The following is a 19,914-nucleotide window of genomic DNA, read 5'->3' as shown; positions in this document are numbered from 1 at the left end:
CCGTCGGAGCCGCGCGGCGTCGCCGCGCAAGCCACCATTCCCTACGCTCCTCGATGGCCACCGAACCCCGAACCGATTCCGAGCGCCGCATCGACATCGTCGCGCTGTGCGGCAGCCTTCGCGCGCAGTCGTACAACGCGGCGCTGCTGGATGCAGCCGCACGCGTCGCGCCGCGCGGGATGCGCATCACGCGTTTCGATCGTCTCGGCGAGTTTCCGCTGTTCAATCCCGATACCGAATATCCATCGCCGGCCGCGGTGCGCGACCTGATCGAGCGGCTGAACGCCGCGGACGGCGTGCTGATCGCGAGCCCGGAATACGCGCACGGCGTGACGGGCGTGATGAAGAACGCGCTGGACTGGGTCGTGGGATGCGAAGCCGTGGTGTACAAGCCGGTCGCGGTATTGAACGCGTCGCCGCGCGCGACGCATGCGGACGCGGCGCTGCGCGAAACGCTGTTCGTCATGTCGGCGTGCATCGTCGAGCGCGCGTCGATCACGCTGCCGATCCTCGGCAGCCAGCTCGACGCTGCGGGCATCGCCGCGCATCCGCCGTTCGCGTCGGCGCTGACCGACGCGTTGCATGCACTGCGCGCGGCGATCGACGCGCAGGCGCCGGGTCGCTAGGCGACGACCGGCGTGGCTGAAAGCGTGTGTTATCGCGCCTTGGCGCGCGTGGTCTTCCTCGCGGGTTTCGCCAGCTTCGCGGCCTTCGCGCGCGGCGCTTCCTTCTCGGGCTGCGCGCCGCCGCCGGCGAGATCCTCGAGCCACGCCAGCGCATCGATGTACGACAGGAATTGCTGCAGGTATTCCGGCGACAACTCGCGCATCGTCGCGAGCGACCGATGCACGAGGCTGTTCGAATTGAGCGGTCCCGCGTTGCGCGGCACCTGGTCGAGCGACTGGCGATACTGCTGTTCGGTTCGGACCTTCGACCACATCGTGCGGAAGTAATCGATCAGCGCGGGATCGATCCCGCGCCTGTCGGCCTGCGCATCGCGCGCGAGCTGCTCGACGAGCCCGCCGAGCAGGCTGCGCGCGGGCGCCGGTGCGGTTGCTTGCGCCGTCCCGCTCGCGGCTGACGTTTCGCCGGCTCGCGAGACAATCTCCGCAAACGCTTCCAGCAGCGTCGCGAGCCGTGCATCGAGCAGGGCGCGCGCGTCGCCGTCGAGCGCGGCCGCGCGTCTCTCCAGCGCGTCGAGCCGATGAAAGCGCACCGGATCGAGCCGGTCGGCGCCCTGCTCGCGCCACGCGTCGAGCGTCGCGCGCACGTGCGTCGCGTCGTCCGTCACTTCGCCCGCCCTCCGTTCGATGCGGTCTTGCGCGGCACCGGCGCGATCTCCACGCGGCGGTTCTTCGCGCGGCCTTCGTCGTCCGCATTCGAACTGACCGGCTGCTCGGAGCCGAACGCAGCCGCAAACACCGACGGCGCCGGCACGCCGGCGTCGATCAGTGCACGCGTGACCGTCAGCGCGCGCTTGGCCGACAGTTCCCAGTTGTCCGCGAACTGGCGGTTGCCGGCGCGCACCTGCTGGTCGTCGGCGAAGCCGCTGATCATCAGGATCTCGTCGCGCGTCTTCAGGTACGCGGCCAGCGGCGTGGCGAGCGTCTTCAGCAGATCGCGGCCCTCGGGCTGCAGCTGGTCGGAATTCAGCGCGAACAGCACGCTGCCGCTGATGCCGATCCGACCGTTCACGAGCGTCACGCGGCCGGCCGCGAGCGGCCCGGCGAGCGCTTCCTCGAGCGATTTGCGCTGCTGCGCCTCCTGCTGGCGCGCACGCACGGCTTCCTCGAGCTTCGACGTGAGCTGCAGCTGCATGCCGATCACGCCGACGAGGACGAGCACGAACGCGCCGAGCAGCACCGACATCAGGTCGGCGAACGCGGGCCACACCGGCGCGGACGGCGCGCCGTCGTCGATTTCGTCGTGCATGCGTTACGCTCCGACCGATGCCCGCCGACCGGCGATCTGCTGCAGGTCTTCGACGATCTGCTTCTGCGACATCATGCTCAGGTCGATCACCTCGCGCGCCTGCGCGACGTAGTACTCGAGCTGCTCGTCGCTGCGCGCGAGCGATTTCTCGAGCGCGGCCTCGATGCGCTGCAGGTGGTTCAGCAGCTTGTCGTTCGATTCGCCGAACACCTGCACGGCCGCACCGAATGCATCGCCGAGGCTCGCGACCTCGACCGCCCCCGCCGTGACCTGTGCGGCCACCGAATCGAGCTTGCGCGTTTCGGCATCGACGGCGTCGTTGAAGCGCGCGCCGACGCGGTCGAGCAGGTCGGCCGACGTGCTGACGAGCGCGTCGATCGCGGTGCGCTGGTCGGTCGACGCGTGGTTGACCGCGCCGAGCAGCGTCTCGAGCGTCGCGAGCAGGCGGCTGCGCTCGTCGAGCATCGCGGTGTCGCGCACCATGCTGTCGGACAGGCGCTGGCGCAGTTCGGCGACGACGTCGGCCGCGGCCTTCGGGGCTTCCGACGCGGCCTGCACGAGGCGCGAAATTTCGTTGATCGTGTCGCTCGCGTGCACCTGCGCCTGGGCGGTGATGTCGTTCGCGGTACGGGTCAGCGTGTCGCAGATGTCCTGCTGGCGCGCCGCGGCCTGTGCGCTCGTCTGCGCCCATTCGTCGCGCAGCGTGGCGGCCATCGCGGCCAGCGAATCGTTCCATGCCGCCAGACGTGCTTCGTCGCGTGCGGCCAGCTGCGTTTGCAGGCTCGCGTGCGATTCGCGAATCGTCGACAGCAGGTCGGCCGAGCGTTGCTCGAACGTCGACGCTTGTGCCGTGAGATCGCGCGTCGTTTGTGCGAGCGCATCACAGATTTCCTGCTGGCGGCCTGCACTATGCACACCCGCACGTCGCCATTCGTCGCCGAGCTTCGCTGCCATCGCGGCCAGCGAATCGTTCCATGCCGCCAGACGTTCTTCGTCGCGCGCGGCCAGTTGCGTTTGCAGCCCCGTGTGCGATTCGCGAATCGTCGACAGCAGGTCGGTCGAGCGTTGTTCGAACGTAGACGCTTGTGCCGTGAGATCACGCGTCGTTTGTGCGAGCGCGTCGCAGATTTCCTGCTGACGGCCTGCACTATGCACGCCCGCACGTTGCCACTCGGCGCCGAGCTTCGCTGCCATCGCGGCCAGCGAATCGTTCCATGCCGCCAGACGTTCTTCGTCTCGCGCGGCCAGTTGCGTTTGCAGCCCCGTGTGCGATTCGCGAATCGTCGACAGCAGGTCGGTCGAGCGTTGTTCGAACGTAGACGCTTGTGCCGTGAGATCACGCGTCGTTTGTGCGAGCGCGTCGCAGATTTCCTGCTGACGGCCTGCACTATGCACGCCCGCACGTTGCCACTCGGCGCCGAGCTTCGCTGCCATCGCGGCCAGCGAATCGTTCCATGCCGCCAGACGTTCTTCGTCACGCGCGGCCAGTTGCGTTTGCAGGCCCGTGTGCGATTCGCGAATCGTCGACAGCAGGTCGGCCGAGCGTTGTTCGAACGTGGACGCTTGCGCGGTCAGATCGCGCGTCGTTTGTGCGAGCGCATCGCAGATTTCCTGCTGACGCCCCGCGCTGTGCACGCCCGCGCGCTGCCATTCGTCGCCGAGCTTCGCTGCCATCGCGGCCAGCGAATCGTTCCATGCCGCCAGACGTTCTTCGTCACGCGCGGCCAGTTGCGTTTGCAGGCCCGTGTGCGATTCGCGAATCGTCGCCAGCAGGTCGGCCGAGCGTTGTTCGAACGTGGACGCTTGCGCGGTGAGATCGCGCGTCGTTTGCGCCAGCGCATCGCAGATTTCCTGCTGACGGCCCGCGCTGTGCACGCCCGCGCGCTGCCATTCGTCGCCGAGCTTCGCTGCCATCGCGGCCAGCGACGCATTCCACGCAGACAGGCGTTCCTCGTCACGCGCGGCCAGTTGCGTTTGCAGCCCCGCATGCAACTCGCGCATCGCGGCGAGCGCCGCGCTCGAATGCCGCTCGAACGTCGCGGCGGCTTCGCCGAGCGCCTGCGCATGCTGGCCGGCCAGCGTCTCGCCGACCTGTTCCTGGCGCGCGAGCGCATCGCGCCACGCGTCGGACAGCCGGCTTTCGGTCGATTCGAGGCGCGTCGCGACGCCGTCGAGCAGGTCCGTCGAACGCTGCGCGAAGGTGTCGGTGAACTGGCCGAGCGTCGTTTGCAACTGCTGCGCGACTGCATCGCCCGCGCGGCGCTGCTCGTCGAGCGCGCGGTTCCAGACGGCCGTCACGTTCCCGGTGGTCTTCTCGAAACCGTCGGTCAGCCCGTCGAGCTGACGCTGCACGGCGCTCGTCACGGTGTCGCGCAGCGCGGCCATCTCCTGCGCAAGCCCCGTCATCGTCGCCGCGACGACCGGCTGCAGCGCGGCCCCGGCCACGCGCGCGCTCTCGGCGGCGCTTTCCTTCAGTGCGTCGCCGACGTTCGATGCCAGGCCGGCATACGCGCGCTCGGTCCGATCGAAGAACGTCTGCTGACTTTCGATCTGGCGATCGTGCAGCGCGACGCTGCGCGCCTCGAGCGTCGTCATCATCGTCTGCAACCGGTCGACCAGCGCCGGCATCACGTCCGCCTGGCGCTGCAGCAGCCGGAACGATTCGTCGCGCTGGTGCGCGGACGAATGCACGCGCAGCGTCGTCGCGATCTTCGCGTCGAGCTGCTGGCCCGCGTCGAGCCGTTCGCGGCGCACGAGCGCGGACAGCAGCCCGAGCATCGCGGACGTCGCGACACCCGCGATCGACGTGCCGAACGCGAAGCCGAGACCCTTCACCGGCGCGATCAGCGAAGCCCGGATCGCGTCGAGGTCGGTCGCGCTTTCGAGCGCGGCGCCCGTGCCCTTCAGCGTCACGACCATCCCGAGCAGCGTGCCGAGCATGCCGAGCAGCACGAGCAGGCCGACCAGATACGGCGTGAGCGACGGGCCCGGCAGCGCGACGCGCGCACCTTCGACGCGTGCCCGCACGGCACCGCGCAGGCCCGGGGGCAGCGTATCGAGCCACGCGTCGAGCTTCGCCGGGGGTTCGGTCAGGCCGGCCACCGCGCGCGACAGCGTGGCGGTGGCCTGCCGGTAGCGCCGCAGTTCCCACGCACCGGCGACGTAGCATGCGCCGATCAGCAGCGTGACGGCCGTCGCGAGCGGGTTCGACGCGACATAGCCGATGCCGATCCAGCACACTGCGAGCAGACCGGCGATGAAGACAACGAGATCAAGACGAATTCTGGACATAGCGTAGGGATTAGCAGGTACGAAGGGCCGCGAGCAGCCCGTCTACCGTTTGAAACCGGACTTCGAGTTCGGCGAGCAGGATGCTTTGCATCTCGTTGCGGAACGTGTCGAGCCACGTGCCGGGCACGATCGCCGCGGCGGGCGGGGCGTCGCCCTCGGCATCGGCCGCCGCTTGCGCGTCGGCCAGTGCCTGCCGTTCCGCGTCGCGCAGCCGCTCGAAGCGCGTACCGAGCAGCGCGGGCACGGCGGACAGCAGGCTGCGCTCGCGCGCGCCGAGCACGCGCTCCATGATCGCGTCGAGCGTCGCGAGCCGCGCCATCCCGGACGAGCGCGCGGCGACCGCGACCCGCAAGCGGCCGCGCAACTGGCCGATCGCGGTCTCCATTTCCTGCTGGAGCGACAGACAGCTCTGGCGGAAATCCGCGAAGTCGGCCGTGTCGGCGGACGGCGGCGGCAACTCGCCGGGACGCCGCCGCGTGCGCGGGCGGAGGGCGGCCGTGATCGCCTGCGCGAGGTCGTGGCGCACGCGCGCGCAGTCACGCTCCGCGTCGTAACCACGCACGCCGGCCGCGACGCCTGGCGGGCTCGCATTCAGCGCGGACGACAGCGTGATCGCGTCGGTCCAGCCGAGCCACTGGCTCAGGCGGTCCGACAGCGTCAGCCGGGATTCCGCGACGTCGGCATCGGTCAGGCGCGCGAGCAGCCGGACGAGCGTCGGGCCGCTCAGTGCCGGGCGCGGGGGTGCTTGCACCATGCTGCAAACCGTCAAAAAAGGCAGCAGTTTACACGTCGTCGGGAGGTCGACCGCCAGAATCGCGGAAGCGGCTCGGCCCGGTACGCCGCGCAACCGGCGCGAACGCCCGCAGCACAAGGCTCGCAGGCCGATCGCCGGGGTTTCCCGGTGCGCCGGTGCGGCGCTGGCCACGCATCCGGACGCCTTCCGAAGCCCCAGGCGGGCGCCGGTTCACGCCAGACATCCTGTTCGCCCGCGTACGATTCCGTCACGGACGTGCGGTACCATCGCGACACCCGCCGCGCGATTCGCACCCGATTCGCGCCCGATGCGGGCCCGCGCCGCCCTGCAACCGGCGCGCGGGCCGCCCGCACCATGGATATCCGGCCGATATCCGCGGGACGCAGGCAGCGCCCCGGGAGACCGGCGCCGCCGCCCATGACAACGACTGATAACAGACGGGCCTGCCCGACCGCTCACGATGCTTTCCGACTTCGTCGCGCGCCTGCGCGAGCGCTTCAGCAAACCACCTACCCGGCAGGACTTCGCCGACCGCCTGATCGCCGCGCTGCGCGCGACCGGCGACACGCGCGAGTGGCTTCACGAGGACGACAAGGGCCGTCTCGTGCAAGCGGATGTCCCGTCGAACATCATCAACCTGCACAACCTGTTCCGCGACTATGCGGACGCGAAGCCGGCCGAGCGCGAAGCGACGCTGCAGCGCCAGGCGAGCGCGATGATGCAGCACGAGATTCCGGCGAACTTCGCGGACGTCCGCGCACGGCTGCGCCCGGTGATCCGCAGCGCGACCGAGCGCGGCACGGTCGCGCTGCAGCTCGCCGGACAGCCCGCCGCGTCGGAAGTCGCGTTCCGGACGCTGTGCGAGAACCTCGAGATCGGCATCGCGTACGACGGCGAATTCAGCGTCGCGCGGCTGACGAGCGCGCGGCTCGCCGAATGGGGCGTCAGCTTCGACGACGCATGCGACATCGCGATCGACAACCTGCGCGGTGCGTCGTCGGCGCCGTGGGCCGCGTTGCGCGACGGCGTGTTCGTTTCGCAGTTCGGCGACTACTACGACGCGGCGCGGCTCCTGCTGACCGACTTGCTGCACCGCCAGCCGATCTCCGGCGCGCCGGTGGTGATGGCGCCGAACCGGGCCGTGCTGCTGCTCACCGGCGACCGCAACGCGGCCGGGCTCGCGACGATGGTCGAACTCGCGGAACAGGCGCGCGCGCAGCCGCGTCCGCTGCCGCCGCTGATGCTGCGCTGGGACGGCGCCGCGTGGCGGAATTTCGTCCCGGCAGGGCTGGAAGCGAAGCTGCACGCGCTGCGCGTGGACGAACTCGCGGGCGACTATCAGGATCAGCGGACGCTGCTGGACGATCTGCACAAGCGGGACGGCACCGACGTCTTCGTGGCGTCGTACACCGTGTACCGGCGGCAGAACGGCGAGCTGTTCAGCGTCGGCGTGTGGAGCGACGGCGTGCCGACGCTGCTGCCCGAGACGGATATCGTCGTGCTCTATCGTGAAGCGACGCGGCAGTCGGCGCACGTGCCGATGGCCGCGCTGCGGGACGCATGCGGCGACCTGATGACGGCCACCGCGCACCGGCCGGTGCGGTATGAAGTGACGGCATTTCCGGATGACGCGCGGTTCGCGGCGCTGCTCGAACGGTTTCCGGCGGTGTGACGCGCGCTTGGCGCGCGCAGGGCGCGGTGAGTCGGGGCCGTGGCTGCGCCCGCCACGCCATGTGCCGGAATGAGCGGCCGTGGCGGCATGCCTGTCAGGAATGCAACGGCGGCGCGCCCCCGGCGACACCGCCTGCCGTCAGATCCCCGCCTTCGGCGCGTTCAGGATCAGCCGCAGGCCGAGCAGCGTGATCGCGCCGGCCGCGACGCGGTCGACCCACTTCTTCGCGCGCAGGTAGAGTTCGCGCGGCCGGCGGGTCGAGAAGCACAGCGCAACGATCGTGTACCAGCCGAATTCGACGCCGAACACGAGCGGCGGCAGCGCCAGGTAGCACCAGAGCGGCGGATGCTGCGGCAACAGCGCCGCGAAGATGCTGCCGTACCAGATCGCCGTCTTCGGGTTGCTGAGCTGGGTCGTGAGGCCGATCCAGAACGACTTGCGCGCGCTGCCGGCGACGACGGCCTGCGCATCTTCCATCGCGATCGGCCTGTCGGCGCCGCGCCAGATCTTCGACGCCATGTAGATCAGGTAGGCGCCGCCCGCCAGCTTGAGTCCCACGTACAGCCATTCGACGGCCTGCAGCAGCGTGTAGAGCCCGGCCAGCGCGACGCCGCCGAACGCGATCCCGCCGACACCCATGCCGAGCGCGGTCGCCAGCCCGTCGCGGCGCGACAGCCCGATCGAATTGCGGGCGACCAGCACGAAACTCGGGCCCGGAATCATCGCGCCAAGCCACAGCGCGGCCAGAATGGCGAGTACGGCAGCCGATGCAGTCATCGAAGTCTCCTTGATCAGCGACGCCGAAGCGCCGGCGCCTGCGTGTCGATTCCCGACGGTGAAGTCGACGATTCTGGCACGCTTCGCGGGCCGCCGGAAGCATCCGCGCACTGCTATGCTGGGTGCCGTTCCCGCCATCGCGCCACGCCCCCATGATCGAGATTCGCGCCGCCCGCTATCCCGACGATGCCGCCGTCGTCGAAGCGATTTTCCGCGAGTACATCGCGAGCCCCACGGTCAGCCTCGCGTTCCAGGACTATGAGCCGGAACTCGCCGCGCTGCCGGGCAAATACGCGGCGCCGCGCGGGCAATTGCTGCTCGCGTGGCGCGCCGGGCGCGTGGTCGGCTGCGCGGCGTTTCGCGAAATCGACACGACGACGTGCGAGATGAAGCGCGTATACGTGCGTCCCGAAGCGCGCGGACTGAACGTCGGCCGCCAGCTCGTCGAGCGGCTGCTGTGCGACGCGAAGGCGGCCGGTTATGCGCGGATGTGTCTCGACGTGCTGCCGGAATTCGTCGCCGCAAGGCAACTGTATGATTCGCTCGGCTTCACGCCGGCACCGCCCGTTGCGTTCAATCCGGTGCCCGGCACCGAGTTTCTCGGGCGGGATCTGTGATGGGCACGACCGCGCACCGTGCCCTCCTCGCGCTGCTCGCCGCGCTGTCGTCCGGCGCACGGGCCGACGGCCTGCCGCAATCCATCGCGACGCAACTGCCGTCCGGCTACCAGCCGTTCGTCGCGCAGGCAGGGCCGGACCTCGGCGACGGACGGCGCAGCTTTCTCGTCGTCGTGCATCGCGCGGCCGATTCGCGCGGGCAGCCGTCGCCCCGCCCGCTGCTGATCTTCGAGGAGCGGCCCGATCACGCGTACCGGCTCGCCGCGCGCAACGACCACGTGGTCCTGCGCGCGAACGAAGGCGGCCAGTGCGATCCGTTCGATCCCGAAGACGCCGCCGACAGCGGCCTCTCGGTGAAAGGCCGCTATTTCACCGTGCAGAACTTCGTCGCGTGCGGGCAGCACTGGAGCGACTACGTGACGTTCCGCTACGACCCGCGCACCCACGGCTGGCTGTTCTCCAGCGAGATCTACACCGAATCGTTTCCGCTCGACGACAAGCCCGACGAAGTCACCGTCATGCGCGCCGATGCGCACCGGCCGGTGACGTTCGGCCAATGGCGGCGCAAGGACTGAAAAACCGTGAGCGAACGAGGTTCCGCCGCTTGCATCGGCGCAACTCGCCTCCCCCCGCCAACCGGTCTACCATAGGCGCTCGTCGCCGTTCGGGCGGGCGCCGGCGCGGCATGCGTCTTGCGCGCCACCCTTCCCACGTTGAACCAGCGCAGGAGGACGTCATGACGCAACACTTCGACGCGATCGTCATCGGCACGGGCCAGGCCGGTCCGCCGCTCGCCGCGCGGCTCGCGGGCGCCGGCATGAAAGTCGCGGTCATCGAGCGCGGCCGCTTCGGCGGCACCTGCGTGAACACCGGCTGCATTCCGACCAAGACGCTGATCGCGAGCGCATACGCGGCGCAGCTTGCGCGTCGTGCGGCCGAATACGGCGTGTCGGTCGGCACCGTCAGCGTCGACATGAAGGCCGTGAAGGCGCGCAAGGACCAGATTTCCGGCCGCTCGAACCACGGCGTCGAGCAATGGGTGCGGGGGCTCGACAACACCACCGTGTTTCAGGGTCATGCCCGATTCGAGGGGGCGAACGCGGTACGCGTCGGCGACGAAGTGCTCGAAGCCGGCCGCATCTTCATCAACGTCGGCGGGCGCGCGCAAATCCCGCCGATGCCGGGCCTCGACTCGGTGCCGTACCTGACCAACTCGACGATGATGGACGTCGACTTCCTGCCCGAGCATCTCGTGATCGTCGGCGGCAGCTACGTCGGGCTCGAATTCGGTCAGATGTACCGCCGCTTCGGCGCGCAGGTCACGATCGTCGAGAAAGGGTCGCGCCTGATCCGTCGCGAGGACGAGGACGTCTCGCAGGCCGTGCACGAGATTCTCGCGAACGAAGGCATCGACGTGCAGCTCGATGCGAACTGCCTGACCGCACGGCGCGACGGCGACGGCGTCGTGGTCGGCCTCGACTGCACGGGCGGCCGCCGCGAGGTCGCGGGCTCGCACCTGCTGCTCGCGGTCGGCCGCGTGCCGAACACCGACGATCTCGGGCTCGAGCAGGCAGGCGTGGCGGTCGACGCGCGCGGCTACATCACGGTCGACGACCAGCTGCGCACCAATGTGCCCGGCATCTGGGCGCTCGGCGACTGCAACGGACGCGGCGCATTCACGCACACTGCGTACAACGACTACGAAATCGTCGCGGCCAACCTGCTCGACGACGATCCGCGCAAGGTGTCCGACCGCATCACCGCGTACGCGATGTACATCGACCCGCCGCTCGGCCGCGTCGGCATGACGCTCGCGGAAGCGAGGCAGACCGGCCGCCGGCTGCTGGTGGGCACGCGGCCGATGACGCGGGTCGGCCGCGCGGTCGAAAAAGGCGAGAGCCAGGGCTTCATGAAGGTGATCGTCGACGCGGACAACCACGCGATCCTGGGCGCGTCGATCCTCGGCGTGACGGGCGACGAAGTCGTGCACGGGTTGCTGGACGTGATGGCCGCCGGCGCACCGTATACGACGATCAGCCGCGCGATGCACATTCACCCGACTGTGTCGGAGCTCGTGCCGACGCTGCTGCAGGACCTGCATCCGGTCGAATGAGGCGCGAATGAGGCGCGACCGGCGGGCGCGCATCCGCTTCCCGCGCGTCCGGTTCGCGCTTGCGTTGCGCGCGGCGCCCCGGCGTCGAACCGTGTGCGAAGAGGGCCGTTCGCGTTCGACGACATCGCCCAGGCCCGTCGGCGCATGGAAGCCGGTGCGCGGGTCGGCAGAATCGTCGTGACCGTCTGAACGTTGCGGCGCCGGGCGTGCCGGTCGGTAACGACGGCACGCCTCGCGCATTCGCGCATCAGGTCTCGAAGTACCGCGGCCGGTCGATGTCGGCCAGCAACCGCGGCTGCACCGGCGCCCAGTCGAGCGACGCCCGCGTGCGCTCGCTCGTTGCGGGCGCATCCATTCCAGCGAACATCGCGAACCAGCCGAAGTGCTCGCCGGCTTGCGCGGCCGATTTCGACACGACCGGCACGTTCAGCCGGCGGCCGATCACCTCCGCGATCTCGCGGAACGGCACGCCCGTATCGTCGACCGCGTGATAGCGCGCGCCGGGCGCGCCGCGTTCGACCGCGAGCCGGTACACGCGCGCCGCATCGAGCCGGTGCACGGCCGGCCAGCGGTTGCCGCCATCGCCGAGATACGCCGAGGCGCCCTTCTCCCTCGCGAACGCGATCAGGCGCGGCACGAAGCCATGATCGCCGTCGCCGTGCACGGACGGCGGCAGGCGCACGACCGACGCGCATACGCCGCGCGCGTCCAGCGCCGCCGCCGTCGCTTCCGACGCGCGCGGATAGGTCGCCGACACCGGCACATGCGGATCGTCCTCCGTCGCCGCGCGGCCGGGCGCGACGAGCGCGAGGCCCGACGTGACGACCAGCGGCCGCGCCGACCCCGCGAGCACCGCACCGATCGTCTCGATCGCGCGGCGGTCGAGCTCGCAGTTTTCCGCGAAGCGCGAGAAGTCGTGATTGAATCCCGTGTGGATCACCGCGTCGACAGCCTCGGCGCCGCGCGTCAGGCTGTCGAGATCCTCCAGCGACCCGCGATGGACATCGGCGCCCGCGGCCGCGACCGCCGCGGCGGCCGCGTCGGTCCGCGCGAGACCGAGCACGGCATGCCCGGCGGCCACGAGTTCGGCAACGACCGCGGAGCCGACGAAGCCCGACGCTCCCGTAACAAAGACACGCATTTCGACACCTCCGAATGAACGAGAGGCTTACTATCTGTCGACCGTCGCGCGCGGTGAAGACGTGACGGTTTACCGGTAAACGAACTAACAGGCTATGGCTGACGCATCCGACAACCTGCTCGGCGCGTACCTTCGGGACCGCCGCGAGAAACTCGATCCGGCCGCGCTCGGGCTGCCCGTCGCGCGCCGCCGCACGCCGGGCCTGCGGCGCGAGGAAGTCGCGCAGCGCGCGCACGTGAGCGCCGCGTGGTACACGTGGCTCGAACAGGGCCGCGGCGGCGCGCCGTCGGCCGACGTGCTCGACCGGCTCGCCCGCGCGCTGCTGCTCAACGACGCCGAACGCGAGCATCTGTTCCTGATCGGCCTCGGCCATCCGCCCGAGGTGCGCTATCACGCGAGCAGCGATGTCACGCCGCGCCTGCAGCACGTGCTCGATTCGCTCGACGCCAGCCCCGCGATCGTGCGCACGGCGACGTGGGACGTCGTCGCGTGGAACGACGCGGCCGCCGCGACGCTGACCGACTATGCGACGCTGCCGCCGCCCGCACGCAACATCCTGCGGCTGATTTTCGTCGATGCCGGGGTGCGCTACGCGCAGCAGAACTGGGAACGCGTCGCGCGGTTCGCGGTGGGCGCGTTTCGCGCCGACATCGCGCGCGGCGGGGCGACGCAGGCCGTGCAGACGTTCGTCGACGAGATGCGCGCGACGAGCGCCGAGTTCGACGCGATGTGGCGCGACCACGACATTCATTCGCATGACGAAGGGACGAAGGAGATTCGTCACCCGCGAGCCGGCCGGATCGCGCTCGAGTACTCGGCGTTCTCGGTGACCGGCCGCCCGGACCTGAGTCTCGTGATCTTCACGCCGGCGACGCCGGCCGATCGTGCCCGCATCCGGACACTCGTCGCCGCGCGTGAAAAGGCCCGCGAACGGGACGACGGACCGCACGTGCCGGCCGCCTAGCGCGTCGAATCTGCGCCCGGAGCCGCTCCCGGATTCGCACCCGGCGCCGCGCCCGAAACGGCCACGCCGCCCATGCGCCGGCGCCACGCCGCCCGCCCCGACTGCGTCACCCATCGGGCCCCGTCACGCCGCGCCCCTCCATCACATTCCGCACTGACACCCAGTCGAATATTTAATTTTCACCTGGGTAAGCACGCCTTTACCCTTTCGGCATCGCATCACAAGGCCACTCGCCCCTGGAGCATTCCGATGACCGACCCCGGCACCGCACACGCCGTTTCCCGCCCGCACGCGGCCTCCGTATCCTGCGGCGCACTCGCGTTGCTGGTGCTCGCCGGCCTCAACCTGCGTCCGTTCCTGACCGCATTCGGCCCCGTGCTCGACATCGTGCGTGCCGACACCGGCCTCGGTTTCCGCGCGGCCGCGCTGCTGACCACGCTGCCGTTCGTGCTGATGGGCGTCGTCGCCGGCGTCGGCGTCGGGCTTGCACGACACGTCGGCGAGCAGCGCGCGCTCGCCACCGCGCTGGCGCTGATCGCCGCGGGCTGCATCGCGCGGCTGTGGACCGGAAACAGCAGCGGGCTGGTCGTCACGGCGGTCGTCGCGGGCGCGGGCGTCGCGGTGGTCCAGTCGCTCGCGCCGGGCCTCGCCAAGCGCTGGTTCGCCGACCGGCTGCCGCTCGCGATGGGGCTCTATTCGGCGGCGCTCGTCGGCGGCGGCGCATTCGGCGCGGTCGCGAGCCCGTGGCTCGCCGCGCACGGCGGCTGGCATCTGTCGCTCGCCGTCTGGGCCGTGCCCGCGCTCGTGACGCTCGCGCTGTGGCGCGCGAAGGCGCCGCGCGACGCGGTGCATGCCGCGACGGTATCGGCGCCCGTCACCGCGTTCGCCCGGATTCCGCGCGCATGGCAACTCGCGCTGTTCTTCGGCCTCAGCAACAGCGGCTACGCGAGCCTCGTCGCGTGGCTGCCCGCGTTCTATCACAGCGTCGGCATGAGCTCGCAGGCGAGCGGCAACCTGCTCGCTTGGATGGCGCTGTTCCAGGCGGCAGGCGCGCTCGCGATGCCGCTGCTCGCGAAACGCTCGCACGATCGCCGCCCCGTGCTGTGGCTCACGCTCGCGTTGCAGGCGGTCGGCTTCGTCGGTTTCGCGACGGTGCCCGCGCTCGCGCCGTGGCTGTCGGTCGCGAGCGTCGGCGTCGGGCTCGGCGGATTCTTCTCGATGAGCCTGATCGTCACGCTCGACCACTTGCCCGATGCGCGGCTCGCGGGCGCGCTCGCCGCGTTCGTGCAGGGCATCGGCTTCCTGATCGTCGCCGCGAGCCCCTGGCTGATCGGCTGGCTGCGCGACGCGGGCGGCGGCTTCGCGATCGCGTGGTGGCTGCATGTCGGCGTGATCGCGTTGATGGCCGCGTTGAACGCCGCGTTCTCTCCCGACGGCTACCGGCGCAGCATGGCGTGCATCGCCAGCGCGGCGCACTGACACCGAACCACCGGATTCCCCGATCCGGACGATCGCCGGCATCCGCCGGCGCTCGTCCAGCCGCCCGCGCATGGCCGGGCGCGGGCCGTCACGCCCACCGGCCGCACATTCGCTTCACCGCACACCACAACAATCGATCATGGAGACAATCATGAAAAAGCTCGTCATCGCCGTCGCGCTTGCGCTGACGGCAGGCGCCGTCGCCGCGAAAGACCCGGCCGTCCTGCGCCTCGGCGTCGATCCCAGCTACGCGCCGTTCGAATCGCTCGCACCGGACGGCAAGCTCGTCGGCTTCGACATCGATCTCGGCAACGCGATCTGCGAACGCATGAAGGTGCGCTGCGTGTGGGTCGAAAACGCCTTCGACGGGATGATCCCCGCGCTGAAGGCGCGCAAGTTCGACGGCGTGCTGTCGTCGATGAGCGTGACCGAGAAGCGCCTCGCGCAGATCGCGTTCACCGACAAGATCAACAACGTGCCGCCGCGCCTCGTCGCGCGACGTGGCTCGAACCTGCAACCGACGGCCGGGTCGCTGGCCGGCAAGAGCGTCGGCGTCGAGCAGGGGTCGACGCAGGAAACCTATGCGCGCACGTACTGGGAACCGAAGGGCGTAATCGTGCGCACGTACCAGACGCAGGATCTCGTCTATCAGGATCTGATTGCGGGCCGCCTCGACGCGTCGCTGCAATCGTCGGTGCAGGCCGATCTCGGCTTCCTGAAGACCGCGAAGGGAGCGAACTTCGAATTCGCGGGGCCGCCATTGCACGATCCGAAGACGCTCGGCGTCGGCTCCGCGATCGGCGTGCGCAAGGATGACGACGCGCTGCGCACGCAGATCAACCAGGCGCTCGCGAGCCTGATTCAGGACGGCACGTATCAGCGAATCGCGAAGAAGTATTTCTCGTTCGATATCTACAACTGACGGATGCGAGCGGCTGCGGCCGCCTGCCGATGCGAAGGGGCGTCGCGCGAGCGCGATGCCCCGTTCCTGCTTTCAGCAACCGGTCCGCGAAGTTCTTTTTGACCAGCCGCCCGTGCAATTGCGCAGCTCGATCGTCTGACGACCACCGCGCGATCGACATGTGGCGCGAACGACGCCCCGCGATGACCGCAACGGACGACGGCGAACGCACGACGGCCATGCCCAGCGCATCCCGCCCGCTCGCGATCGCCAGCGGCGAGTGCACGTCGCTTCGCGGCGGCGATGCGTGCCTCGGCCGTCGGCACGCCGTTCACCACGGCAACGTATCCGCCCTCCACCTCCGCCCTTCTGTCGCATTCGTCCAGATTCGCGTCGCGTGCAGATAAAACCTCCGCGCCGCGCCTGCCGTTAACCCGTTCGCAACCCTTCGCGCCCCGCATTTCGACGCGGCGCGCCGTCGTCGTTCGTGATCCGGAATCCACATCCGCCGTCGGCCGCCCGTCGGGCCGCCGGCAAGGGAACGTCATGCGAAAACTCACCATCCGCGGCGGGCTCGTCGCGACCATCGCCGGCTATACGGCGCTGCTCGTTCTGGTCGTCGGCGCGTGCATCGCCGCCCTCTACGCGGGCAACGGCTCGCTCGAAGCGATGTACCGCGACGACACCGCGTCGCTGCTGCACCTGAAAACCAGCTCGGAGCGCATGCTCGTGCTGCGCGAACGCGTGAGCGACGTCGCGCAGATCATCAGCGCCGGCCAGCCCGCGAAGGCGGAAATCGCGCAACTGCACACGCTCCTCAAGCAGAGCGACGACGAACTGGACGCGTACACGCGCCTGCACACGCGCGACGCCGACGAGCAAGCGCTGTTCGACACACTGCGCAATCGCCGTCGCACGCTGCTCGACCAGGTGTTCCTGAAGGCGATGTCGCAACTCGATCACGACAACGCTTTCGACTTCCTCGACACGCACCGCACCGCGCCGCCGGCACTCTTCACCGCCTACCAGGAAGCGATCGACGCACTCGAATCGTTCCAGGTCGCCCGCCAGAAGGCGCGCTACGATGCAGCCGGCGAGCGCTTCCACCGGATCGTGTGGGCCATGGTGGCGGTCGCGCTGTTCGCGCTGATCGTCGGCTTCCTGGCGCAGCGCGTGCTCGCGAAGGCGATCATCGCGCCGATCCATCTCGCCGTCGCGCATTTCGACAGGATTTCGAAAGGCGACCTGACCGGCACGGTCGTCATTCCCGGCGAAAACGAAATGGCGTATTTGCTGAATGCATTGAAGCGGATGCAGGACGGCCTCGTCGAAACCGTGAATCAGGTGCGCTCGAGCACGGAGACGATCGTCGGCGACGTCCGCACGATCGCGAGCGGCAACGTCGACCTGTCCGCGCGCACGGAGCAGCAGGCCGTGTCGCTGCAGCAGGCGGCGGCGAGCGTGGAACAGCTGACGGCGACCGTGCGGCAGAACGCGGACAACGCGCGCGATGCGCGCACTTACGCGCAAGGCGCGGCCGGCATCGCATCGAAAGGCGGCGACGCGATGCAGCGCGTCGTCGAAACGATGTCGGCGATCTCGCACAGCTCCACGCGGATCTCCGGCATCGTCGGCGTGATCGAAAGCATCGCATTCCAGACGAACATCCTTGCGTTGAATGCCGCGGTCGAAGCGGCACGCGCGGGCGAACAGGGGCGTGGCTTCGCCGTGGTGGCAACCGAGGTGCGCGGGCTCGCGCAGCGCTGCGCGTCGGCGGCGAAGGAGATTCGCGAACTCATCGGCCACTCGGCGCAGCGCGTCGAAGACGGCAGCGGCCTCGTCGCACTCGCCGGCTCGGCGATGAACGAACTCGTCGCCGCGGTCGAGCGCGTGAATGCGATCATGGGCGAAACGAGCATCGCATTCGACGAGCAATCTGCCGGCATCGAGCAGGTGAATGCCGCGGTCATCCAGATGGAGCAGACGATGCAGCGCAATGCCGCGCTGGTGGAAGAAGCAGCCGCCGCGGCGCTGTCGCTCGAGGATCAGAGCGCACGACTGAGCGATGCCGTCGCGCAATTCCGTCTTCGAGATGTGGCGGCGGCGGCGTGATGTGACCGGTCCGACCGGTGTCGGGCCTGCCGGCACGGCACGACACCCGAGCCTCCGCCCGGTGTCGTTGCCGGCAAAATGTGGATCGTCCGTGGGCAGCTCGCGCCTAGGCCGCCCGTGCCAGCAGGTCCATCGCGAAGGACTTCGCGTGCGCGACGGCCTCCTGCGCGTCGGGGAATACGCCGAGCTGCTCCCAGCGCTCTTCGGCCGCGTAGGTTCCTTTCACGGCGAGCGCCCGCTGAACGCGCAGCTGGGCTGCGAACCCGCCGTCTTCCAGGGGGCGCGCCGTCGCGACGACCTTGTGCGGGGGACTGGCTCTCTCCGGCTGATGCCACTCGACAGGACCGTCCGGCACGCCGGCAATCGTCAACTCGTTCCTGGCCTTGCAGTCCGGGCAGTAGAAACACCACCCCGCTTCTTCGCGACTGGGCTTGACCTGACCGCGAGCCAGCACGGCGCGGCATTCAACGTTTTCGCAGATGAACGGCATAGCAGTCTCCGGAGTTGTTTGACGGAAATCCTAGCATGTCCGTCGGCGGCGAAACCAGAAAAAAACCCGGCTCGAACCGGGCCAGCCTCGCCGTCATTGCACCGCGCAAACCACTGCCGCCACGGCGGCGTTCAGTAGCGACTGCGCCCCCACAGCGTCTTCGGCTCGTCGAGCAGGTGCCGCAACCCGCTGCGCGCGATCATCGTCTCCGCGACCGTCGTCACGCGCTCGAGAATCTCGGTCTCGTCGACCGACAACACGCGGCGATCCTCCATCAGCACGCGTCCTCCGACCATCGTCATGCACACGTCGGCCGCGTTCGCGAAACACGTCACGCGATACACGGGCATGTTCATCGGCATCATGTGCGGGCGGAACAGATCGACGAGGATGACGTCGGCGAGTTTGCCGGCTTCGAGCGAACCGATTTCGCGATCGAGCGACAGCGCCTTCGCCGCGTCGATCGTCACCATCTCCAGCACCTTGCCGTGCGGCAGCACGTCCGGGTCGCGGAAGTGGCGGCGATGGTAGTGCATGCACTGCCACATGTGTCGGAACATGTCGTAACCGCGATCTGGCGCCGCGCCGTCCGACGCGATCGCGACGGTCACGCCCGCATCGATCAGCTCGGGCACCGGGCAGCGGCCGATGATCGACATGATCGCGCTCGGATTGTGGACGATCGCGGTGCCGGTTTCGACGCACGCCGCGATGTCGTCGTCGGTCAGGTCGATGCTGTGCGACATGAACGACGTCGGGCCGAGCAGCCCGAGTTCGCGATGCGCGAACGCGAGCGTGCCCGCGCGATGCCCGTCCTGTGTGAACGTCAGGCCGCGTGCGCGCGCCAGCGCGCCGTAGCGCGCCGCCTGGTCGCGGAAGTCGCGCTCGTACCGCGCGACTTCGGGGTCGTGCTCGGGACCGTACACCGGCAGCGTGAGCGCGATCCGGATCCGGCCGCCGGCATCGCCATGGCACGCGTCGACGATGCGCTCGCACACGTCGTACATCGTGTCGAAATCGACGTCGCGCGTCTCGCTGCCGTCCGGCCCGTGGCGCGTGTACGCGCGCGGCGCGGGTGGGCGCGACGGGCCAACCGCCACGATCGAGCGCGTGCCGGTGCGCACGACCGCATCGCAATGGCGCCGCGCGTAGACGGGATCGTCGACGCGCATGATCGAGTTGCCGCCGCCGAGCAGCGACACGCCCGTCGTCACGCCGGCCTTCAGCCGTTCGAGCGCCGCGAGGTGCGATTCGGTTTCCCAGAACGCCTCGTCCGACGCGCGCGTATAGATCGTCTCGGCCGCGGCCGACCACGCATCGCCGTCCGCGCCGCCGATCGTGCGCAGCATCGCGTGGCCGGCGTGCGCATGCGAATCGATCAGGCCCGGCAGCACGGCCTTGCGGCGCGCGTCGATCGTGCGCGCGGCACGGAAACGCGCCTGCAACCCGGTGGTGTCGCCAACGGCGACGATGCGATCGCCCTTCACGGCAACCGCGCCGTTCTCGATCACGCGCCGCTGCGGGTCCATCGTGATCACGCAGCCGTTCGCGATCAGCGTATCGATTGCTTCGCGCCGGTCGTCGGCTTTGTCCTCGGTCGTCATCGCCTGGTGTCCTGTTGGAATGCGAAATGGTTAGGGGGCCGCCGAACGGAAAAACCGCCGGGCGGCT

The 19,914-nt window shown here is 69.6% G+C and carries 17 protein-coding genes; 9 read left to right on the top strand and 8 right to left on the bottom strand.

Annotated features, from left to right (window positions below):
* Positions 1-53 precede the first annotated feature (53 nt).
* Positions 54-626 (top strand): NADPH-dependent FMN reductase, encoded by a 573-nt coding sequence (locus DIE11_RS00955; protein WP_124620915.1) that lies wholly within the window; start codon positions 54-56, stop codon positions 624-626.
* 29 nt (positions 627-655) lie between these two features.
* On the opposite strand, the gene DIE11_RS00950 is transcribed toward DIE11_RS00955, so the two are convergent.
* Genes DIE11_RS00950 through DIE11_RS00935 form a run of 4 tightly spaced genes read right to left on the bottom strand, consistent with a single transcriptional unit; the run spans position 656 to position 5,977 of the window.
* The gene (locus tag DIE11_RS00950) at positions 656-1,291 is read right to left on the bottom strand and encodes a DUF2894 domain-containing protein (protein WP_124620913.1); all 636 of its coding nucleotides are present in this window, start codon (positions 1,289-1,291) and stop codon (positions 656-658) included.
* Positions 1,288-1,932, bottom strand: coding sequence for an OmpA family protein (locus tag DIE11_RS00945; RefSeq protein ID WP_059601358.1), 645 nt, complete (start codon positions 1,930-1,932; stop codon positions 1,288-1,290). Before DIE11_RS00945 ends, DIE11_RS00950 begins: the two co-directional genes overlap by 4 nt.
* Before the next feature lie 3 nt (positions 1,933-1,935).
* Entirely contained in the window at positions 1,936-5,223 is a 3,288-nt protein-coding gene (locus tag DIE11_RS00940) for a DUF802 domain-containing protein (protein WP_124620911.1), read from the bottom strand.
* A 10-nt stretch (positions 5,224-5,233) separates the two neighbouring features.
* On the bottom strand, positions 5,234-5,977 hold the full coding sequence (locus DIE11_RS00935) for a DUF3348 domain-containing protein (protein WP_124620909.1): 744 nt from the start codon (positions 5,975-5,977) through the stop codon (positions 5,234-5,236).
* Positions 5,978-6,437: 460 nt separating this feature from the next.
* Between DIE11_RS00935 and DIE11_RS00930 the strand changes: the two genes are divergently transcribed.
* Complete coding sequence (locus tag DIE11_RS00930; protein WP_124620907.1) at positions 6,438-7,649, top strand: hypothetical protein; 1,212 nt, start codon at positions 6,438-6,440, stop codon at positions 7,647-7,649.
* 138 nt (positions 7,650-7,787) lie between these two features.
* On the opposite strand, the gene DIE11_RS00925 is transcribed toward DIE11_RS00930, so the two are convergent.
* On the bottom strand, positions 7,788-8,426 hold the full coding sequence (locus DIE11_RS00925; protein ID WP_059601350.1) for a LysE family translocator: 639 nt from the start codon (positions 8,424-8,426) through the stop codon (positions 7,788-7,790).
* A 152-nt stretch (positions 8,427-8,578) separates the two neighbouring features.
* On the opposite strand from DIE11_RS00925, the gene DIE11_RS00920 reads away from it, so the two are divergent.
* The 3 genes from DIE11_RS00920 to DIE11_RS00910 all read left to right on the top strand — a co-directional run bounded on the left by DIE11_RS00920 (position 8,579) and on the right by DIE11_RS00910 (position 11,156).
* Positions 8,579-9,043 carry a GNAT family N-acetyltransferase gene (locus tag DIE11_RS00920; protein WP_124620905.1) on the top strand — a complete coding sequence of 155 codons (465 nt, stop codon included), beginning with the start codon at positions 8,579-8,581 and terminating at the stop codon, positions 9,041-9,043.
* Entirely contained in the window at positions 9,043-9,618 is a 576-nt protein-coding gene (locus tag DIE11_RS00915; RefSeq protein WP_124620903.1) for a hypothetical protein, read from the top strand. The genes DIE11_RS00920 and DIE11_RS00915 overlap by 1 nt, the downstream gene beginning before the upstream one ends.
* 161 nt (positions 9,619-9,779) lie before the next feature.
* The gene (locus tag DIE11_RS00910; protein ID WP_124620902.1) at positions 9,780-11,156 is read left to right on the top strand and encodes an FAD-containing oxidoreductase; all 1,377 of its coding nucleotides are present in this window, start codon (positions 9,780-9,782) and stop codon (positions 11,154-11,156) included.
* Between the two features lie 247 nt (positions 11,157-11,403).
* Here the strand turns inward: DIE11_RS00910 and DIE11_RS00905 are convergent, their stop codons facing one another.
* Entirely contained in the window at positions 11,404-12,297 is an 894-nt protein-coding gene (locus DIE11_RS00905) for an SDR family oxidoreductase (protein ID WP_124620899.1), read from the bottom strand.
* Between the two features lie 94 nt (positions 12,298-12,391).
* Between DIE11_RS00905 and DIE11_RS00900 the strand changes: the two genes are divergently transcribed.
* From DIE11_RS00900 to DIE11_RS00885, 4 genes are all read left to right on the top strand, one after another.
* Complete coding sequence (locus DIE11_RS00900) at positions 12,392-13,261, top strand: helix-turn-helix transcriptional regulator (protein WP_124620897.1); 870 nt, start codon at positions 12,392-12,394, stop codon at positions 13,259-13,261.
* Positions 13,262-13,510: 249 nt separating this feature from the next.
* The gene (locus DIE11_RS00895; protein ID WP_124620895.1) at positions 13,511-14,740 is read left to right on the top strand and encodes a cyanate transporter; all 1,230 of its coding nucleotides are present in this window, start codon (positions 13,511-13,513) and stop codon (positions 14,738-14,740) included.
* A 151-nt stretch (positions 14,741-14,891) separates the two neighbouring features.
* Entirely contained in the window at positions 14,892-15,662 is a 771-nt protein-coding gene (locus tag DIE11_RS00890; protein ID WP_124620892.1) for an ABC transporter substrate-binding protein, read from the top strand.
* Between the two features lie 525 nt (positions 15,663-16,187).
* Entirely contained in the window at positions 16,188-17,753 is a 1,566-nt protein-coding gene (locus tag DIE11_RS00885) for a methyl-accepting chemotaxis protein (protein WP_124620890.1), read from the top strand.
* A 106-nt stretch (positions 17,754-17,859) separates the two neighbouring features.
* Here the strand turns inward: DIE11_RS00885 and DIE11_RS00880 are convergent, their stop codons facing one another.
* Positions 17,860-18,243: a hypothetical protein gene (locus DIE11_RS00880; protein ID WP_124620888.1), complete on the bottom strand. Its 384-nt coding sequence runs from the start codon at positions 18,241-18,243 to the stop codon at positions 17,860-17,862.
* Positions 18,244-18,374: 131 nt separating this feature from the next.
* Positions 18,375-19,847 carry an amidohydrolase family protein gene (locus DIE11_RS00875; RefSeq protein WP_124620886.1) on the bottom strand — a complete coding sequence of 491 codons (1,473 nt, stop codon included), beginning with the start codon at positions 19,845-19,847 and terminating at the stop codon, positions 18,375-18,377.
* Between the last annotated feature and the right edge of the window lie 67 nt (positions 19,848-19,914).

Origin of the sequence: Burkholderia sp. Bp9012 (assembly GCF_003853825.1) — a bacterium.
GTDB lineage: Bacteria > Pseudomonadota > Gammaproteobacteria > Burkholderiales > Burkholderiaceae > Burkholderia > Burkholderia diffusa.
The sequence above is the reverse complement of the archived record's forward strand: the minus strand, read 5'-3'. Positions and strand labels throughout refer to the sequence as shown.